Annotated in this window: 21 protein-coding genes; 20 read left to right on the top strand and 1 reads right to left on the bottom strand. The window is 28.4% G+C overall.

Annotation, left to right across the window (positions count from 1 at the left end; genetic code table 11):
• Nucleotides 1-79 precede the first annotated feature (79 nt).
• The 17 genes from CLSA_RS13180 to CLSA_RS13100 all read left to right on the top strand — a co-directional run bounded on the left by CLSA_RS13180 (nucleotide 80) and on the right by CLSA_RS13100 (nucleotide 15305).
• A complete protein-coding gene (locus CLSA_RS13180) occupies nucleotides 80-1546 on the top strand; it encodes a UDP-N-acetylmuramoyl-L-alanyl-D-glutamate--2,6-diaminopimelate ligase (protein WP_022746851.1) in 1467 nt (488 codons plus the stop codon).
• Nucleotides 1547-1616: 70 nt separating this feature from the next.
• Complete coding sequence (locus CLSA_RS13175; RefSeq protein WP_022746850.1) at nucleotides 1617-2975, top strand: UDP-N-acetylmuramoyl-tripeptide--D-alanyl-D-alanine ligase; 1359 nt, start codon at nucleotides 1617-1619, stop codon at nucleotides 2973-2975.
• Between the two features lie 45 nt (nucleotides 2976-3020).
• Nucleotides 3021-4001, top strand: coding sequence for a phospho-N-acetylmuramoyl-pentapeptide-transferase (gene mraY / locus CLSA_RS13170; protein WP_022746849.1), 981 nt, complete (start codon nucleotides 3021-3023; stop codon nucleotides 3999-4001).
• Between the two features lie 24 nt (nucleotides 4002-4025).
• Nucleotides 4026-5162, top strand: a complete 1137-nt coding sequence (gene spoVE, locus CLSA_RS13165; protein ID WP_022746848.1) for a stage V sporulation protein E — start codon at nucleotides 4026-4028, stop codon at nucleotides 5160-5162.
• Nucleotides 5163-5570: 408 nt separating this feature from the next.
• Entirely contained in the window at nucleotides 5571-6323 is a 753-nt protein-coding gene (locus CLSA_RS13160) for a cell division protein FtsQ/DivIB (RefSeq protein ID WP_022746847.1), read from the top strand.
• Between the two features lie 16 nt (nucleotides 6324-6339).
• Entirely contained in the window at nucleotides 6340-7068 is a 729-nt protein-coding gene (locus CLSA_RS13155; protein WP_041716613.1) for a DUF881 domain-containing protein, read from the top strand.
• Between the two features lie 12 nt (nucleotides 7069-7080).
• A complete protein-coding gene (locus CLSA_RS13150) occupies nucleotides 7081-7470 on the top strand; it encodes a small basic family protein (RefSeq protein WP_022746845.1) in 390 nt (129 codons plus the stop codon).
• Between the two features lie 12 nt (nucleotides 7471-7482).
• Complete coding sequence (locus CLSA_RS13145) at nucleotides 7483-8217, top strand: DUF881 domain-containing protein (protein WP_022746844.1); 735 nt, start codon at nucleotides 7483-7485, stop codon at nucleotides 8215-8217.
• A gap of 96 nt (nucleotides 8218-8313) precedes the next feature.
• The gene (locus CLSA_RS13140) at nucleotides 8314-8994 is read left to right on the top strand and encodes a YggS family pyridoxal phosphate-dependent enzyme (RefSeq protein WP_022746843.1); all 681 of its coding nucleotides are present in this window, start codon (nucleotides 8314-8316) and stop codon (nucleotides 8992-8994) included.
• Nucleotides 8987-9442, top strand: coding sequence for a cell division protein SepF (locus tag CLSA_RS13135; RefSeq protein WP_041716272.1), 456 nt, complete (start codon nucleotides 8987-8989; stop codon nucleotides 9440-9442). The genes CLSA_RS13140 and CLSA_RS13135 overlap by 8 nt, the downstream gene beginning before the upstream one ends.
• Before the next feature lie 9 nt (nucleotides 9443-9451).
• Nucleotides 9452-9718 (top strand): YggT family protein, encoded by a 267-nt coding sequence (locus CLSA_RS13130; protein WP_022746841.1) that lies wholly within the window; start codon nucleotides 9452-9454, stop codon nucleotides 9716-9718.
• A gap of 2 nt (nucleotides 9719-9720) precedes the next feature.
• Nucleotides 9721-10485, top strand: coding sequence for a YlmH family RNA-binding protein (locus tag CLSA_RS13125; protein ID WP_022746840.1), 765 nt, complete (start codon nucleotides 9721-9723; stop codon nucleotides 10483-10485).
• Nucleotides 10486-10498: 13 nt separating this feature from the next.
• Entirely contained in the window at nucleotides 10499-11125 is a 627-nt protein-coding gene (locus tag CLSA_RS13120; RefSeq protein ID WP_022746839.1) for a DivIVA domain-containing protein, read from the top strand.
• Between the two features lie 273 nt (nucleotides 11126-11398).
• Nucleotides 11399-12316: an RluA family pseudouridine synthase gene (locus tag CLSA_RS13115; RefSeq protein ID WP_022746838.1), complete on the top strand. Its 918-nt coding sequence runs from the start codon at nucleotides 11399-11401 to the stop codon at nucleotides 12314-12316.
• A gap of 85 nt (nucleotides 12317-12401) precedes the next feature.
• On the top strand, nucleotides 12402-12947 hold the full coding sequence (pyrR, locus tag CLSA_RS13110; protein ID WP_022746837.1) for a bifunctional pyr operon transcriptional regulator/uracil phosphoribosyltransferase PyrR: 546 nt from the start codon (nucleotides 12402-12404) through the stop codon (nucleotides 12945-12947).
• A 31-nt stretch (nucleotides 12948-12978) separates the two neighbouring features.
• Nucleotides 12979-14142 (top strand): THUMP domain-containing class I SAM-dependent RNA methyltransferase, encoded by a 1164-nt coding sequence (locus tag CLSA_RS13105; RefSeq protein ID WP_022746836.1) that lies wholly within the window; start codon nucleotides 12979-12981, stop codon nucleotides 14140-14142.
• 326 nt (nucleotides 14143-14468) lie between these two features.
• A complete protein-coding gene (locus CLSA_RS13100) occupies nucleotides 14469-15305 on the top strand; it encodes a MurR/RpiR family transcriptional regulator (RefSeq protein ID WP_022746835.1) in 837 nt (278 codons plus the stop codon).
• A 161-nt stretch (nucleotides 15306-15466) separates the two neighbouring features.
• On the opposite strand, the gene CLSA_RS13095 is transcribed toward CLSA_RS13100, so the two are convergent.
• Nucleotides 15467-17206 (bottom strand): Rqc2 family fibronectin-binding protein, encoded by a 1740-nt coding sequence (locus tag CLSA_RS13095; RefSeq protein ID WP_022746834.1) that lies wholly within the window; start codon nucleotides 17204-17206, stop codon nucleotides 15467-15469.
• Between the two features lie 285 nt (nucleotides 17207-17491).
• Between CLSA_RS13095 and dapF the strand changes: the two genes are divergently transcribed.
• The 3 genes from dapF to CLSA_RS13080 all read left to right on the top strand — a co-directional run bounded on the left by dapF (nucleotide 17492) and on the right by CLSA_RS13080 (nucleotide 20378).
• Nucleotides 17492-18319 carry a diaminopimelate epimerase gene (gene dapF / locus CLSA_RS13090; RefSeq protein WP_022746833.1) on the top strand — a complete coding sequence of 276 codons (828 nt, stop codon included), beginning with the start codon at nucleotides 17492-17494 and terminating at the stop codon, nucleotides 18317-18319.
• 96 nt (nucleotides 18320-18415) lie between these two features.
• Nucleotides 18416-19348, top strand: a complete 933-nt coding sequence (locus CLSA_RS13085) for a hypothetical protein (protein ID WP_236903244.1) — start codon at nucleotides 18416-18418, stop codon at nucleotides 19346-19348.
• Nucleotides 19349-19481: 133 nt separating this feature from the next.
• Entirely contained in the window at nucleotides 19482-20378 is an 897-nt protein-coding gene (locus tag CLSA_RS13080) for a glycoside hydrolase family 5 protein (RefSeq protein ID WP_022746831.1), read from the top strand.
• The last annotated feature ends 137 nt before the right edge of the window (nucleotides 20379-20515 follow it).

Below are 20515 nucleotides of genomic sequence, written 5' to 3'. Positions count from 1 at the left end.
ACTTAGATAAAGGATAAAACAATAGCATGTGGGTAATGCTCACATGCTATATTTTTTATAAAGTTAGGAGAGATTTAATATGAATTTAAATACTATTTTAAATGGAGTAGATTATAAAGTTGTTCAAGGTGATATTAATGTAGAAATAAGCAAGATAAATTATGATAGTAGAAAAGTTCAAGATTCTGATATTTTTGTATGTATTAAGGGATATACAACAGATGGACATAAATATGTTAATAAGGCTATAGAAAATGGAGCTAAAGTAATTATTATACAAGATGATGTAAGTATTGATAATAAGGAAATTATAATTATAAAATGTGAGGATACAAGAAAAGCTTTAGCGATGATAGGTGCTAATTATTACGATAATCCTAGTAAAAAAATGAAAGTGATTGGAATAACAGGGACTAATGGAAAAACTACTACTGCATTTATGATAAAAGACATATTAGAATCTTATAATAAGAAAGTTGGATTAATTGGAACAATTGCAAATTACATTGGAAATGAGAAAATTCATACTGAAAGAACAACTCCTGAATCATTGGAATTACAAGAATTGTTTGCACATATGGTAGATAAGGGAGTAGAATATTGCGTCATGGAAGTATCATCTCATTCGTTAGCTTTAGATAGAGTTTATGGTGTTAAGTTTGAAGCTGGTATTTTTACTAATTTAACTAGAGATCATCTAGATTTTCATAAAACTTTTGAAAATTATTATAAGGCTAAATTTAAATTGTTTGAAAGATGTGGTATAAGAATTGTTAACATTGACGATAATTATGGAAAGCAAGTTATTGAAGATTTAAGTAAAATAAAAGCAAATAATGTATACTCTTTCTCATCAAGAGAAAATGCAGATTTTAAAGTATTTGATGAAGAAATGGGAAGTAAAGAGATTAAATTTAAGATTAATTTAGGAGAAGAGGAACAATTCGTTTTAAATATCCCAGGTGAATATAATATTTATAATGCTTTAGGTGCTATTGCAGTATGTTTTAAATTAGGTGTTCCTATAAAAAGTATAAAAGAGGGAATAGCAAATGTTGTAGTTCCAGGTAGATGTGAAAGAGTTGGAAAAGAATATAATTTACCTTATGAAATAATCATAGATTATGCACATACTCCAGATGGACTTGAAAATATATTAGAAACAGCAAAAGCTTTTACAAAAGGAAAGTTAATAGCTATATTTGGATGTGGTGGAGACAGAGATAAGGTAAAAAGACCACAAATGGGTAAAATTGGAGTAGATATTGCGGATACAGCAATAATAACTTCTGATAATCCAAGAAGTGAAGAGCCAATGGCTATTATAAAAGATATTGAAGCTGGAATTGATAAGGACAATTATATAGTTATAGAAAATAGAAAAGAAGCTATTAAAAAAGCTATTGATATTGCATCTAAAGATGATGTAATAGTTATTGCAGGTAAAGGGCATGAAACATATCAAATTTTAAAAGATAAAACTATACATTTTGACGAAAGAGAAGTAATTAAAGAAATACTCGATTCGATGGAAAATAGAGCATAGTTAAATGACTATAAATTAATGAGTTATTGATTGAAGATTATTTGTTGCAAATAAAAAAGGGGTGTGGAAGTTGGATTTAACGCTAAATGAAATAATTAAAGCAATAGAAGGAAAAATATTAATACAAAATAATGAAGGAAAGTTTAACAAGGTTTCAACAGATACAAGAAAGATAGAAAAAAATGACTTGTTTATTGCATTAAAAGGAGAAAATTTTAATGGAAATAATTATGTAGTATCAGCTATTGAAAAAGGTGCAGCTATAGTAATAATTGATGAGATTAAATTTAAAGAAGAAGAGTTAGGAAGCAAAGGAACAATTATCGTAGTTGATAATACTAAAAAAGCTTTAGGGGATTTAGCAAGATTCTATAGGCAAAAACTTGGCATAAAAGTTGTTGGAATAACTGGATCAACTGGAAAAACTTCAACTAAGGATTTAATTGCTGCATTTTTAAGTGGAAAGTATAAAGTATTCAAAACTAAAGGTAATTTTAACAATGAGATTGGATTACCTCTTATGATATTTGAACTTTCAAAGGATTATGATGTAGCAGTACTTGAAATGGGTACTAGCAATTTTGGAGAAATCAATAGACTTGCTCGAATTGCAATGCCAGATATAGGTGCAATAACTAATATTGGAGTAGCGCATATAGAATATTTAAAGACTAGAGAAAATATACTTAAAGAGAAGATGTGTATAGCAGACTTTTTCGAAAATAAAAATTCACTTGTTATAAATTGTGAGAATGACATGTTGAAAACAGTAAATGAATATAATAAAGCTAAATTGGAAAAAATAGGTTATGATGAAAGCTATGACCTTTATGCCAAAAATGTAAAATTAACATGTGAGAATACATCTTTTGATGTTATAACTAAAGATAATAAAAGTCACACATTTACTTTAAATATGATCGGAGAACATAATGTATTAAATGCATTATTGGGAATACAAATATCTATAGATTTAGGTCTTACATTTGAAGAAATGGAAAGAGGACTTGAAAATTTTCAAGCTACATCTATGAGACTTGAATTTATAAAAAAGAATGATTTTACAATTATAAATGATTCCTATAATGCAAATCCTGATTCAATGAAGGCAGCATTAGAAGTGTTAAAAAATTATTCTGGTTCACGAAAGATAGCAGTTCTTGGAACAATGGGAGAATTAGGAGAGCATGCTAATGAAGCACATAGAAGTATTGGTGAATTTGCAAAAGAAAAAGCTGATATTTTAGTGACCACAGGAGAATTTAAAGATTATTATAAAGAAGGTTTTAAGGAAGGAACTATAACGTTTGAAACAAAAGAAGAGCTTGTAGAAAATTTAACTAATATCATAAAACCAGGGGATACTATTTTAGTTAAAGCATCTAGAAGTGCAAAATTTGAAGAAATAATTAAAGGTATAGAAAAATAAAATAAAACGAAGGAGGTGACCTGCCTTAATATTAGGCAGCACTAGATGGGGGAAACAATAACAGCAATTTTTAGTTCAAGGGTGTTAACACCTTTAATAATGGGATTTATATTTTCAATAGTACTTGGACCAATATTTATACCTGTATTACACAAGTTAAAGTTTGGTCAAAATATTAGAAAAGAGGGTCCTAAAAGTCATCAAAAGAAAGCGGGAACTCCAACAATGGGAGGCCTTATATTCTTTATTTCAGTAGCAGCAACCATACTAGTTATGGGACATAGATTTATGGATAAAGAAATGATAATTCTATATTCGTTTATTGCATTTGGGTTTATTGGATTCTTAGATGATATGTTAAAAATAATACATAAAGATAATCTAGGATTAAAAGCGGGACAAAAAATGATTCTTTTAGTTTTGTTTTCTATAGCTCTAGCATGGTACGGATATAGATATATAGGTAGTGAAATTTTAATTCCTTTTGTGGGAAATAAATTTTCTATAAATTTAGGTATATTATATATACCATTTATAGTTGTTTATTATGCAGCAGTTACTAATGCGGTTAATTTAACAGATGGTATAGATGGTTTAGCTACTTCTGTTACAGTAATAGTTTTGACATTTTTTGCTATAGTTGGATTTAAAACAGGAAATGCTGAAGTAGCAGTTTTTTCAATTGCACTTGCAGGAGCATTACTTGGTTTTCTTAAATATAATGCTTTTCCAGCAAAAATATTTATGGGAGATACAGGTTCTTTAGCTCTTGGAGGAGCTATAGGAACTTTAGCATTAATGCTTAAAATGGAAGTGTTTGTAATAATTGTTGGTGGAATATATTTAATTGAAACTTTATCTGTTATAATTCAAGTTACTTCATTTAAATTGACAGGTAAAAGAGTATTTAAAATGTCACCTATACATCATCATTTTGAACAATGTGGATGGAGTGAAGTAAAAATAGTAACTGTATTTTCAAGTATCACAACAATTTTATGCATTATAGGTTTTATAGCTATTTAGTAATTAAGTTTGGAGGATTTATGTATGAAAGTTACTAGTCCAAAAAGAAAAAGAAAAATGGGTGAAGTAGATTATGGTATTTTCTATACTGTATTATTACTTTTAGCAATTGGGACGGTGATGGTATATTCTGCAAGTTCATATTATTCAATGTTCACATATAATGATAGTATGTATTTCTTAAAAAAACAATTGATTTGGGCACCTCTTGGAATAGTTACAATGTCATTTATGATGCATTATGATTATCATAAATTGAGAAAATATACACCTGCAATAATTATAATTTGTGTGCCTTTATTAATTGCAGTATTTTTTTTCTCAGGTGTAAATGGTGCACAAAGATGGATTACGCTTGGACCTTTAAGCTTTCAACCATCAGATCTCACAAAGTATGCTGTAGTATTATTTTTGGCAATGACTCTTGATATGAAAGGTGAAGGGGTAAAGGAATTTAAAACCGGAATATTGCCATTTTTGGGTGTGGCAGGTTTTTTCGCAGGGTTAGTATTGTTAGAAAAAAATTTAAGTATTGCTTCAGTTATAATGATTGTAACATTTATAATGTTATTTGCTTCGGGTGGAAGAGTTAAACATTTATTTGGAATTGTAGCTCCGGCAATGGTAGGGGCAGCACTATTTTTTACTATTTCAACTGCATATAGAAGAGCTAGAATGTTGAATTTTATTAATCCATGGAAAGATCCGGCTGGAAACGGATATCAATTAATACAATCATTTTATGCACTTGGAGCTGGTGGAATTACAGGATTAGGTCTTGGACAATCAAGACAGAAGACGTTATATATGCCAGAGCCGCATAATGATTTTATACTTTCAATAATAGGAGAAGAGTTAGGGCTTATAGGATGTGTGTGCATAATAATATTATTTGTAATATTTATTTGGAGAGGTATTAATGTAGCTATGAAAGCTAGAGATACTTATGGAACACTTTTGGCTATAGGAATAACTTCAGTAATAGCAGTACAATCTTTAATAAACATTGCAGTTGTAACAGGATCAATGCCTGTTACAGGAGTGCCATTACCATTTATTAGTTATGGTGGTACATCGCTCGTCATAAATATGACGGCAATGGGAATTCTTTTAAACATATCACGTCAAATTGAAGGAAAGCAACAAATTAAAAATTTATAAACACAATATTAAAAATTAAAATGGCATCGTGCTATGCTTTGATTTTATTTTAGGCACATGAAAGAAAATAACAAGTCCAAAATGTCATGATTATTTTTCATCAGGCAAGGAAGTAGATTTGTCTTATAGCGGGCTATTAGAGAAATCCTCTGATGAAGAATAGGCTTGGCGGATGGACCTGTTATTTTTTGATTTACCTTAGTATAAAACTAAAAACAAATCAAAGTGAAGTATGATGCCATTTTGATTTTTATAATAAATTTTTTAATATGACATAATAAATAGAATGTTTAAAAATTTAATGAAAAAATTTTATTAAAGTGGTATTATTATATATGGAATTTAAAGTAATATTATATTTAGAATATATTTTGTTAAAAAAATAGAATGCAAAGAGTAGGACGATATATGGTAAAATCAAGTAACAAACTTATTTTAAAAGCACGACGAAAAAAACGAATAAGAAGAGTAATATGGATATTTGTTATATTAATAATTGCTGGTATAGTTTTTGTAACTAAATCAAATTTTTTTGTTATTAAAAAAGTAGCTATTTTAGGAAATCCAATTATGAGTGGTGAAGACATAAAAAAGAAAACAGAAAATTTAATTGGACAAAATCTCTTTTTTATTAATAAAAGTAATATATTAAATGAAGCTAAGAAAAATCCTTATATTGATAGCGTTGAGATTAGCAAAGTATATCCAAAGCAGGTTAATATAAAAATTGCTGAAAAACAGGGAGTATATTGTACCGAAAAAGATGGACAGTATTATGTTTTTAGTAATAAAGGAGTATTGTTAGAAAAAACTAATAATATTGAAAATAGAAATTTAATTAACATAAAGGGAATAAATCTATCAGATGGGGAACTAGGACAAGAAATTGTAGATAATGATAGAATTCTAAGCTTTTTAGAAGTATTTAAAAAGATTGTAGATATAAATCCAACTAATTATAATATAGAATCAATTGATCTTAGTGATTTAATGAATATAAGAGTATATATTGGGGATATAGAAGGCAGAATAGGTAATGATGAAAATATACCCAATAAAATGAATAAGTTATTGCATATAATTGAAAGTCCAGAGATTGGGATTAAAAGCGGATATGTAGACGTGGGGTTTGATGGATCTCCTATATATTACAGTAAGTAGGAAAGGTAAGGTAAGAATGAAGATATCTAAATCGCAATTATTTGTAGCTGTTGTTTGTAGCCTATTAGGTTTTTTATTAGCTTATCAATTTAAAGTTTTATCAAATAAAAATATTCAAGGAAGCATCAGTAATTACGATAAAAATGATATAGTGTCTGAAATAGAGACACTTAAAAAAGAGAAGCAAGAACTTTCAAAAACAAATACTAATCTATCAGAAGAGCTAAAGAAAATGGAGGAATCTGCATCTAAAGATGGTGATTTGGACAAAGAGATAAAGAACCAACTAGATGATGCTAGAATGCATTTAGGAGTAGTTGCTGTTAGAGGACCAGGAATAACTCTTACAATATCTCCTAAGAGCTCAATATTTGGTTCAAATTTAAATGATAAAAGCAGAGATTTAGGTGAAGATGAAATAGTTCATATAGTAAATTTACTTTGGTATTCAGGAGCAGAAGCTATTTCAATAAATGACATACGCATAACTCCGCAAACAGGAATTAAAACTGCAGGGAATGGAATAGCAATAGGATCTGCTGGACGAATATATCCAAAGGAAAAAATAGTGATTAAAGCTATTGGTGAAAAGGGCAGACTTAATGTGGGATTATCATTTCCAGGTTCAATGGAATATCTTGCTCTTCCTAATTACAATAATGAAATAAAATCTGAAGATGATATATTTATAGGTAAAGCAACACAATCATTAAAAAGTGAATTTATTAAATCGGTTAAGGAATAGGGGAGAAACATAGTGATTGCATTAATAGGACTACTAATTGGGATAATACTTGGATTTGTGCTGGATGTGAATATATCAGATAAATTATCACCGTATATGTCAGTAGCAATACTTGCATGTTTAGATTCTGTGTTTGGAGCTATTAGAGCTAATCTTTCTAAAAGTTTTAAGGCGGATATATTTATATCAGGTTTTTTTGGGAATTCTTTACTAGCGGCAGGACTTGCTTATTTAGGAGATAAATTAGGGATACCAATATATATTGCAGCTGTAATAGTATTTGGAGGAAGAATTTTTGATAACTTTGCTATTGCAAGAAGATTGTTATTAGAAAGCTTTAGAGAAAAGAAAAATCAAAAGATAAAAAAAACTGAACATAAAGAGAATAGTGAACAGAGTTAAAGAGGTGATGTGATGAAAAATAGTAAAGACTTTTTCTTAGTTTTCATTGCAGCCATAATATTAGGCGCTTTAATTTCAATGAATTTTAATTTTAAAGGAATTCAATCATATGAACAGTTAAATACAACTCAGTATCAAAATGCAGTAGAAGAGAGAGCTATATTATATACAGATATAGCAAATTTAAAAGAGAACAATTCGGAAATAAGACAAAAATTTAATGATTATACTAAAAATGATACTCAAAAAGAAAAAATTGTTGAAGATATAAAAGCGCAAATTAGTGATTATGGAATGTTCACAGGAACAAAACAGGTCGAAGGACGAGGAATTATTCTTAAAATAAATGATGGAAAGACCAATGTAGAAGAAGAAGGTATAGATGAAGTTATGAGCAAGCTTTTGCATGATAGTGATATGGCTTTGGTTTTAAATGAACTTCGTAAGGCAGGAGCAGAAGCAATTAGTGTAAATAACCATAGGGTAGTGCCATGGTCTGGTGCTGTATGTGCATGGGCATTTATACAATTTGATGATGGCACTATGGAATCCGCACCATTCAATATTTATGCTATAGGAGATCCAGAAAAATTAAAGGCAGCCATTTTGGAGGATGGAAGTCATGTTAGAGAGTTGATGCTTAGAAAATTATATGTGGAAATCGATGAAAGTGATAAAATCACAATGCCTCCAACAACTGCAAATACAAATGTTAAATACATGAAAACAGCGGAAGCTAATAAATAAAATTAAATTTTAATTATTTTTGAAGGAAATTTAATTTTTTTAGAGAATATAAAATATTGAGATGTAAGAAAGGAATAGTTTTAAAGGTGTTAGGTAATGGGAATTAAACAAAATATAGAAGAGATAATAACCCAAATTCCAGAAGGAGTAAAACTTTTGGCTGTTTCTAAAACAAAGCCATTAAGTTATTTAGAAGAAGCATATGAAGCTGGAATGCGAGATTTTGGGGAAAATAAGGTTCAAGAACTTGTGAAAAAAAGTGAAAACTTTCATGAGGATGTAAGATGGCATCTTATTGGGCATCTTCAAACCAATAAAGTTAAATATCTAGTAGATAAAGTTTATTTAATACATTCTTTAGATAGTGTTAATTTATTAAATGAAATAGAGAAAGTATTTGGAAGAGTTAATAAAACTGCTAATGCATTAATTCAAATTAACATTGGAAGAGAAGAAAGCAAAACTGGAATTTTAGAAGAAAATTTATATGAATTTATAAATAAAATAGAGAAATGTGATCATGTTCTTGTAAAAGGGATAATGGTGATTATTCCACAGGGAGATGAAGAGAGTAATAGAAGATATTTTAAAAGAACAAAAGAAATATTTGAAGAACTAAAAACTAAAAAATTTAAGAATATTAGTATGGAGATTTTATCAATGGGAATGACACATGACTACATGACAGCAATTGATGAAGGATCTACATTAGTTAGAATAGGAACTGGTATATTTGGGGAAAGAAATTATAATGCAGGAGGAGAAAAAAATGAGTAATGTTTTATCAAAAGTTAAGTCTTTATTAGGATTTGAAGATTATGAGGATTATGAAGATTATGAAGATGAAGAGTATGAAGATGAAGTAAGAGAAGAAGAAGAGTCAATAGAACCTGTTATAACAAATAAGAAAAATAGCAAGGTTGTAAATATTCATACATCGTCAGCTACTAAAGTAACAATTACAAAACCAGTAGATTATGAAGAAGCAACTGAAATTTGTGAAGCTTTAAAAAACAGAAGAATTGTTTTGGTAAATACAACAGTTTTAGAATTGAAAATTGCTCAAAGATTATTAGACTTTATAAGTGGATCGTGTTATGCATTAGGAGGAGAATTACAACAAATTGAAAAGGGAGTATATCTTCTTTCGCCTTCAAATGTTGAAGTGACAAATGAGTTGAAAAATGAACTTAGTTCGAAGGCATTGTTTAATTGGTCAAAATAGGAGGTATAGATGGGAATAGGTATTGTTGTAAGAATTCTTGATACGTTATTTAATTTGTTGGATTTTGCTATATTAATTGAATGTATATCTTCGTGGATTCCACAAGTTAACAATAAATTTATAGATCTAATACATAGCTTTACTTATCCAATTTTAGAGCCATGTAGAAATTTACAAAATAAATTTATTCCTGGATTGCCAGTAGATTTTTCACCTATACTTGCTCTATTTATTATTAATGCAATTAGAAGACTCATAATAGGAAGTATTTTTTAATTATGAAGGAAAGAATAAACCAATATTTTGCAAGTGAAGATAGAGATGAAGCATTGAATTTATATGAAAGATATTTATTAGCAAGAGATAAAGATATACCGGTATTTGGAAAGAATTTTTATCCACCAAATATTTGGAAGTGGTTTCAAGAAAATTTATCAAGTAAATCGTTAAAAATTGAAGCAGATGGATTTTTTGAAGATGCTGAAAGAAGAATGATTTTATTTAATAATTTATATGATAATCCATTTCCTATGAAGTTGATAAAGATAGAAAATAATTCTAAGTTTTCAAATCTTATTCATAAAGATTTTTTAGGTGGAATATTGTCATTAGGTATAGAAAGAAACAAGATTGGTGATTTATTAGTAGATAACAATATATGTTATGTGCCAGTTCATGAGGAAATAGAAAGCTTTATAATATATAACTTAGATAAAATTGGTAAAGTAGCTTGTAAGGTAGAAGTGGTTGAAAACAATATACTTCTTCCTAAAGCAACTTTTAAAGAAGAAGTAATTTTGGTTTCTTCTTTAAGAATAGATGGAATAGTTTCCAAAATCGCAAATATATCAAGAGCAAAATCACAAAAAATGATTGAACAAGGGCTAGTATTAATAGATTATTGTAAAGTTAAAGATAAAAGTTATGAAATTAAATATCAAGAGAGAATTACTATAAGAGGAATAGGAAAGTTTATTTTAGAAAATCAGGTTGGAAATAGCAAGAGTGGAAAAATTAAAATTGCTATAAAAAAATATACATAGTTGAGGTGAAGACATGAAATTAACACCAATGGACATAAATAATAAAGAATTTAAAAGAGTACTAAGAGGTTATAATTCAGATGAAGTTGATGAATTTTTAGATGAAGTAGTCGATAGTTTTGAAGAATTATTCAAGGAGAATGCTAATTTAAAGGAAAAGCTTAATAATTTAAATGAAAAGATAGAGCATTATTCTAAAATTGAAAGCACTATACAAAATACTTTATTACTAGCACAAAATGCTGCAGAGCAAGCTAGAAATTCGGCTAAAAAAGAATCTGAATTAATGATAAAAAATGCAAATGAAACATCTCAAAAGATTCTTGATAAAGCTCATAATGATGTTATTGTAGTTAATGATGAATATGAAAAAGTTAAGCAAGAGTTTATTAAATTTAGAGCTAAGTATAGAAATTTTATGAATGCTCAATTAGAAACTTTTGATGATTTAGAAAAAGATTTCATTAAAAATTACAATGTTTCTGAACCGGTTGGGGATGAAGAAAATAAAGACGAGGATAACAGTATAGCTGAATATGCAGCAACAGAAGAAAAATTTGAAGCAGAACAAGGTATAGATTCAGCTATATTAAGTGATGAGTTAAATGAAATAAAAAGTTTCTTTGTTGAAGGAGAGTAGATATACATAAAAAAACCACTCATCGAGTGGTTTTTTATATATTTACCCTCCTTCAACACTTATGTAATTATTTGGTGAAAGCTCTCTGTTGTGAATTGATGTAGAAATATTTTCTTTTAAACATAAGTTATTTATGTGTTTATAGATATTTATTATTAATCAGTTTTGGAAAGTGGTATATTCTACAATATTTTCACTAAATAAGTTTACATTGTAAATTATATATTATTATATTATAATGTTGAGAGAATATATGAAGAAAGGGTTTAATTTATGAATAGAACTGTTTTTATAGTTGATGAAAAAGAGCAAGGAACAAGAATTGACAAATATTTAGCACAAGCTCTTGAGGAGAAATCTAGATCTTTTATTCAAGGTCTTATTGAAAAGGATAGCATATTAGTAAATAATAAAATTATTAAAAGTAATTATAAATTAAAACCTTTTGATAGAATTGAAGTAACATTACCAGAAGCAGAACTATTAAAAGTCGAGCCAGAAAATATAAAGTTAGATATTTTATATGAAGATAAAGATATTATAGTTGTTAATAAAGCTCAAGGAATGGTGGTTCATCCAGCACCAGGAAATTATAATGGAACGTTGGTTAATGCATTATTATTTCATTGTAAAGATTTATCTAGCATAAATGGAGTGATAAGGCCAGGAATAGTTCATAGAATTGATAAAGATACTTCAGGTGTTTTAGTAATTGCTAAAAATGATGATGCTCACAATAAGCTTTCTGAGCAGTTGAAAGATCACTCAATGAAGCGAGAATATTATGCGCTAATTGAAGGTAGACTTAAAAATGATAGTGGAAGAATTGATAAGCCTTTAGGAAGAAATAAAAAAGATAGATTAAAAATGGGAATAGTTGAAGATGGAAAGAGAGCAGTAACTCATTATGAAGTTATTGAGAGATATAATGGATATACATTGATAAAATGTATATTAGAAACAGGAAGAACACATCAAATAAGAGTTCATATGGCATCAATTGGATTTCCGCTAGTTGGTGATCCACTTTATGGTTTTAAAAGACAAAAATTTAAAGTTCAAGGACAGATGCTGCATGCAAAAACACTAGGATTTATTCATCCTGGTCAGAATAAGTATATTGAATTTACAACTGATTTACCAGAATATTTTAAAGATATAATAGATAAATTAAGAAATGAAACAATATAAAACGAATTCCATAATAAGAATAAAATTTATTTATTGTTATAAGAAGAGAAAATAAATAATATATAAATGTTATTGGAGGGAGAATATGATATTAAAAGCGGGACTGTTAGATGAAAAAGCTATAAATAGAACATTAATTAGAATTTCCCATGAAATAATAGAAAGAAATAAAGGTGTAGATGATATTGTTTTAATTGGAGTTAAGACAAGAGGTTATCCTTTAGCGCAAAGAATTGCTGAATACATAAAAAGTATTGAAGGAAGAGAAGTTCCAGTAGGACATGTAGATATAACTTTATATAGAGATGATTTATCTACTGCGCATGATACGCCAGAAGTGAAAAATTCAAATTTAGGTGTTGAAATAAACAATAAAAAGGTAGTTATAGTTGATGATGTTTTATATACGTGTAGAACAGTTAGAGCAGCAATAGATGCTATTATAGATGTAGATAGACCTACTGTAATACAATTGGCAGTGCTTATTGATAGAGGACATAAAGAACTTCCAATAAGAGCAGATTATGTAGGAAAAAATATTCCAACATCAAAAAGTGAAGTTATTGCTGTTAAATTAAAGGAAATAGATGATGAAGATTCAGTTAAAATATATGACGCTAATGGAAAATAGCTAGAGGAGTTAATAAAGGGAGGAAAATAACATGATGTATGACTTAATTGCAACAAGTACATTTGGTATTGAAAGTATAACAGCTAAAGAACTTAAGGCATTGGGATATGAGGATTTAAAAATAGAAAATGGAAAAGTTTCTTTTGAAGGAGATGAGATGGACATAGCTATTGCTAATGTTCATTTGAGAACAGCTGATAGAGTTCTTATAAAAATGGCTGAATTTGAAGCAAGATCTTTTGAGGAATTGTTTCAAGGAACCAAAAAGGTAGATTGGAGCAAGATAATTCCCGTGGATGGAGTTATGCATGTTGTTGGAAAGTCTGTTAAATCAACTCTTCATAGTGTTCCAGATTGTCAATCTATAGTTAAAAAAGCCATTGTAAATAGTATGAGCGAAAGCTATGGAATAGAGCAATTTAGTGAAAGTGGTCCTGTTTATAAAATTGAAGTTGCAATATTAAAAGATGTTGTTACTTTAACAATTGATACAACAGGTCCAGGATTACACAAAAGAGGCTACAGAGAGCTTGCTGGAATTGCACCATTAAAAGAAACATTAGCAGCATCAATGCTCTTGATATCAAGATGGAAAGACGAGTTTGAATTAATAGATCCGTTTTGTGGTTCTGGAACTATATTAATTGAAGCTGCTATGATAGCTCAAAATATTGCACCAGGAGTAAATAGGAGCTTTGTTTCTGAATCATGGCCTTCAATGAGTGGAAATGTATTTAATATAGTTAAAGAAGGTGCGAGAAAGTCGCAAAAACAAAAGGATTTAAAGATAATAGGATATGACATAGATTATAGGACTCTTAAGGTAGCTATGGAGAATGCTGAAAAAGCAGGCGTAGATAAATACATACAATTTCAAAAGAGAGACTTTATGGAATTCTCTACTTCTAGGAAATATGGATTCATAGTTTCAAATCCTCCATATGGAGAAAGAATTGGTGAAAAGAAAATTTTAGATGAACTTTATAAGCATATGGGAAGAGTAAAGAAAAAGTTGGATACTTGGGACTTCAATATATTGACTTCATTTGAGCCGTTTGAAAAAACTTTTGGAATAAAGTCAACTAAAAATAGAAAGCTGTATAATGGTAAAATTAAATGTTATTATTATCAATATTTTGACAATGATAAAATAAAGAATTTTGGTAATACATTGATACAGGAATTGATAGGTTAATACATTTTAGTTATATTTTATTTGTCTTTGTAAATTCGTTATGTAATATTTAACAATATATGAACTAGGTTGAATATATTCCTGAAAATGCATTTACAAATTATGATTTACATGATAAAATATAATTAAATAAATTTTAAAGCAAAGATGCTGAAGAACTATTAAAAGTTTTTCGGCGTCTTTTTTTATTTCTAAATATATTTAGAATTTTGAATTATAAGTTAATGAGAAATAATTTATATTATAAAGTTAGCGGTTAGAGTCTAGAAGCATTTTTATTATTGTAATATAGCGTTAAAATTATGGATAAGTAAGGGAGTGGAGTAATGGCACAAGTATATAAAAAAATAGCAGAGAAGATGCCTAATATGAGTAAAGCACAAGAAAAAATAGCAAAATACATACTATCACATCCTAATAGTATACCTTTTTTGACCGTTGAAAAATTGGCTAATTTATCTGGGGTTAGTATTGCAACAGTTACAAGATTTGTGATTTTTTTAGGTTATAAGGGATATCCTGACTTTCTAAAAGATACACAAGAATCAATGCAGCAACAAGTAAATAAGGTTGAAAGAAGAAAGCAAAATGTATGTGATAAAGAGAAAGATATTTATGGGATATTTGAGGATGATTTAATTAATATTAAATCAACAATGGAGGACTTAAACTTATATGAGTTAGATAAAGCTGTTAATTTATTGATGAATGCAAAAAAAATATATATAGTTGCACGAGGAAGTTCTTCAGCGTTAGCAATCTTTTTTAAATATTATTTGGATTTAATGTTTAATAATATTAGTTTGATTGAGAGTATTGAACAAATTCCAAAACAAATTAGTGAATTCAGTGGAGAAGATGTGGTCATCGGAATTAGTTTTGAAAGGTATGCTAGAAGTACTGTAGAAATATATGCACATCTAAAGAAAAGAGGTGCAAGTACTATAGCGATTACTGATAATATGTTATCTCCTTTAATACCATATTCAGATACAACTTTAACAGCTATAAGCAAGGGAACATCTTTAATAAAATCATTTGTAGCACCACTTAGTTTAATTAATTCTTTAATAATGTCACTTGAAGAAGAGAAGAAAGATTTATTTAAGAATAATGTTCAATTATTAGAAGAAGCATGGAAAAAGTTTGATTTGCTTATTTAAGTACATGTATTGGGTATTAGATAATATTTAATAGAATTTCTTAAATAACCATAAATTTATGGAGATTATCTATAATATTATGCAAATATAATATTATAGATAATCTTATTTAATTGAATTTGTTGATTAATAAATATCACTGTATACATTGATGGTGTTTACTATTTATTTTGCTCAAATAATTCAGAAAAATCATTTGGGTTTATCATTAAGGTTTTATTTGTGTGATAAATTACCATTCCAGGTTTAGAGCCATTAGGTTTCTTTAATTCTTTTACTTTGGTATAGTCAACGGGTAATTTTAAAGAATTTTTACCTTTACTATAGAAACCAGCAATTATAGCGGCTTCTTCAAGAGTTTTATCTGGCACATCGAAGGAACAGACGATAACATGTGAACCAGGAATATCCTTAGCATGCAGCCATAGATAATTTTTATTCGCAAACTTTAAACTTAAGTGATCATTTTGTAAGTTATTTTTTCCAACATAAATATCAATTCCATCACTAGAAACAAAATGATGAGGCTTAGAAGTTTTTGCTTTCTTTACATTTTTGCCTTGTTTTTTGTAACGTATGTATCCTGTCTCAATTAATTCTTTTTTTATTTCATCAATTTCATCATAACTTTCAACGTTAATGATATTAGTTAATACAGAATTTAGGTAATTTATTTCATCAACATTTTTTTCAAGTTGAACTTTAGCATATTCTTGAGATGTTTTAAGCTTATTATATTTTTTGTAATAACGTTGAACATTTTCAGATGGTGTTTTGTTTTTATCTAATTTAATTTTCATGTATTCTTCTTCGTTTTCGTTGTAGAAATTTAGCAACGAACATTCACTATCACCCTTTTTTATAGTATAGATATAAGAAGTTAAAAGATCTCCTTTTATTTTTAATTCATCTTTTTCTTCGCATTCTTTTAATGTTTCATAAAGAATTTTTGCTTTTTTATTGCATCTTTCAATATTTGTATGAATAAGTTTTTGCAAATCTGTAGATTTATTTTGAAGTCTATCTTGTTTATCTTTCTTAGAATAAAAGTCATCCATTAAAGTATTAGGGTCTTCATAAGGTATAGCTACAAAGTTTTCTTTTAGAGAAGATAATTTTAATGAATAAAAGTCTTTTAAAATACCTAATTTATTTGTATATATATTGTAAGATAAGTTTTCAGATAACTTGCTAATAAATTTCTTAAAACTTTCATAAATTTCTTCTACAGTAGGTGAACTGTTACATTCAATAGTGTTATAATATAAATCATTGGATAAGAGATTGCTTATTCCAGTAAAGCAGTTAAAATAGAATTTTTCATCGAAAATAATAGAATGATTATTTACAAAAGAATTTAATTCTTCGTAAGTTACTGAAATAGGATTTAATTTTGTTGTGGCAGGAGGATAAACATAATTAACTCCTGGATAGAGTACTCTATAGCTATTTATATCAGGGGTAATATGCTTTATTGATTCCATAACTTTATTGTCTCTATTTCTAACTAAAGTAATATTAGAATGACGCCCCATAATTTCAACAATAAGAGAGTAAACACTATCAAAACCTAATTCGTCTCTATTTTCGATTTCTATTATTAAAATTCTATCATTATCTTTTTGAATGAGTTTTGTAATTCTTCCTCCTAGGATATATTTTCTAAGTACCATTAAGTACATAGGTGCTTTAATTGGGTTAGACTTAACTGTATTGGTTAAATGGATTCTTGCAAATCTAGGAGATGCAGAAATCAAAAGTTTTAAATTTTTTCTTTCTTTTCTTAAAGTTAAAATAATTTCATCTTTTTCAGGTTGATTTATTTTATCTATTTTTGAATCTAATAGCGATTCTTTTAAATTATTTATTAAACTATATAAGTAGATACCATCTAATGCCATATTATGTCATCCTTTCTTAGTAAACTAAGAATAGTATAACATTATAAATGCATGATTATCAATTAGGCACATGAAAGAAAATAACAAGTCCAAAATGCCAGGATTATTTTTGATTAGGCAAGGAAGTATATTTGTATTATATTTGAAATGTGTCTTAATAGTATGTTAGATATCATAAGCATAAGAGAGAATTTTAAAATATATTAAATTATATATAGACAGATACTGACAATTAATATATATTAGAAATATTGGCAATAAACATTATAGCAAGGAGGAAATCAAATGAATTTTTATAAAATGCAGGGAGCAGGAAATGATTTTGTATTTATTGAGGATTTTAACAATGAAATAGAGGATGAATGTAGATTGGCTGAAAAGCTTTGTGATAGACATTTTGGTATTGGAGCTGATGGGTTAGTCATAGTTAGAAAATCAGAAGTTGCACAGGCTAAGATGGTTATAATAAATGCAGATGGCTCAAGAGCTAATATGTGTGGAAATGCTATAAGATGTTTTGGAAAATATGTTTATGAACACAATATAGCTAACAGCACTAAATTTTCTGTTGAAACTGGAGATGGCGTTAAGGAAATTGAAATAATATTAGAAGATGCAAATGTAAAATACGTAAAAGTATATATGGGGAATCCATCTTATGATGGACACGATATACCTTTAAATAATTTAGACAGTCTTATTGATACTGATATTATTGTAGATAATAAAACTTATAGAGTTACTACAGTACTAATGGGTGTGCCTCATACTGTTATTTTTGGAAATGATAGGGATTATGATGCTATAGGAGAAGGTTCAAAGATAGAAAAGTTTCATCTATTTAAAGAAGGAAGTAATATAAATTTTGTTAAAGTAATAGATAAAACTCATATAAGAGTTGATACGTGGGAAAGAGGAGCAGGAGCAACACTTGCTTGTGGAACTGGGTGTTCTGCATCAGTAGTTGTAGCAAAAAGATTAGGACTTGTAGATAAGGATAAAGAAATATATGTTAAGGCACCAGGTGGAGAACTTATTATAGACGTTCAAGGAAATGATGTATATATGAAAGGCCCAGCAGAAGTGACTTTTGAGGGAACAACAAATTTGTAAAAAGAGGGATTAGCAATGATGTCATTTAAAAGATGGTATCTGAGTATTTTAGCTTTCATTGTATTTCCTCTGCTTATATTGGGGTGTTCATCTTCTGTGAAAGACGAGAAAGTGCCTAATGCAGCAGAGGATATCAAGCTAAATTCGGGAGCTGTACTAAAAAGTGAAGACGGAAATTATAAAGTTTATAACTATGATAATGGTCAATATAACTTGGCAAACACAGATAATGTTATATTAGCTTATGATAAAAATAGTTCAAGTTACATATGCATTCAAAATGAAAAACCTTTTGTGATCCATAATGGACAAAGATTTTGTATAAAGGATGAAGGATATAGTGAGCTTAAGTTATCGCCAGAAGGAGGTTATATTTCTTATTTCGTAGATGATAATGGTTTGAAGCTGAAAATATTCAAAACAAGTGATAATAATCAAGTTGAGATTAAATCTGAAGTTTCAATATCAGGAACACTATACGATTGGTATGATTCTGACACTTTGGTTTATTATGGTGTCAGTAATGATGGAATAAATGGCTTATTTACTTATAACATAAAAGAAGGACAGGAAAAATTATTATATAAAGTAAAAGAAGGATATTTAGCATATTTAAAGGGAACAAATGATAATGTTTTATTTTTACAGCTGACATTAGATAATAATAGGCAATTAATGATGATAGATAAAAAAACTAAAGATACAAAGATGTTAACAGATAAAATACAAGAGCTTTCCGATATAATTGTAAATAAAGATAAGATATATTTTACTGGAAAAGCTTTAAATAATGTGAACTCATTATATGAAATTAAAGATAATAAACCTAAAAGATTAGTATTTGATTTTCCTGCAAAAGTTGATACGAAAAAAGGATTAGCTATAGATAAAAATGGTAGTGTTCTGTTTGTTGGAGTGAGTGGTGAAGATTCAAGTGATGAAGAAATTTATGCTTATTCTCAGGATGGAAGCGTAAGTTCAATTTCAAAAAAATCTGTAGATTATGTATTTTTAAATTATAGGAATTAATTAGAAGGTGACCCCAAAAGTTATGGGGTCACTTTTTTGTGTTTTAGTTAAATCGGAAGGGTAACAATTTATATTGAATATTATTACATAGTTGTTATAATGTAACTGTAAATAATATTTGGAGGGGTTAAAAATGAAAAAAATAATTAATTTCAAAATTCTTTTATCTTCATTACTTTTATTTTTTTTAGGGTGTGTATTTCAAATCCAAGCTAATGCAGCTGAAGATTCGTCATGGATAAGAGGTGCGAATGTACCTGCTATTTGGTATGATAGCCAATCATATTCTGCTCTTGATAAAGTTGCAAGTGACAAGTTTAATACTGTACGTCTTGTTTGGGATACAAGTGGTTCAGCATCAAGATTAGATGAGTTTCTTACTAAATGTGATAATTTAGAGTTAAAACCAATAGTTGAACTTCATGATGCAACAGGAGGGACTAAAACAGATACACTAAATACTTGTGTGAATTATTGGGTTAGAAGTGATATTTTATCTGTAATGTACAATCATCCTAAGGCTTGGTTGAATATTGCTAATGAATGGGGACCAGCTAATAGCACAGTCTGGAGAGATGGTTATAAGAACGCTGTAAGTAGAATACGTACAGCTGGTTATACTGGAACTATTGTGATTGATGCAGGTGGTTGGGGACAAGACAGTAACGATATATTGAAATATGCTAAAGATATATATAACTGTAATACCAATAAGAATGTTATCTTCAGTATACATATGTATGGTTCATGGAATAATAATTCTAGCATAGATTCATTTTTAAGAAGTTGCAAAAGCAAAGGAATTCCTATTATAGTTGGTGAATTTGGTTATAATTATAATAACGGCAGTAACAATCTTGGATGTAAGGTGGATGTTGCACATTTAATAAACTATTGTAAACAAAATAAAATAGGATTTATTGCTTGGTCTTGGAGCGGCAATGATTCAGATAATGCTTGGTTAGACATGACTGATAATTGGGGTACTTATACTTGGTGGGGAAAATATGTAACAGATAATATGTGGTAATACAAACTGTATCTATTATAGTTTAAAAGTAATATTATAATGGTAGGTTAGGTAGAAATACTTAGTGTACTTTTACTTTGTGGTGGAATGTCACTTAATCATTGGTCATTCTTTGCAAGTTCTATCATATTATCTCT

This window comes from Clostridium saccharobutylicum DSM 13864 (assembly GCF_000473995.1).
GTDB lineage: Bacteria > Bacillota > Clostridia > Clostridiales > Clostridiaceae > Clostridium > Clostridium saccharobutylicum.
This window is presented reverse-complemented; position numbering and strand designations above follow the sequence as displayed.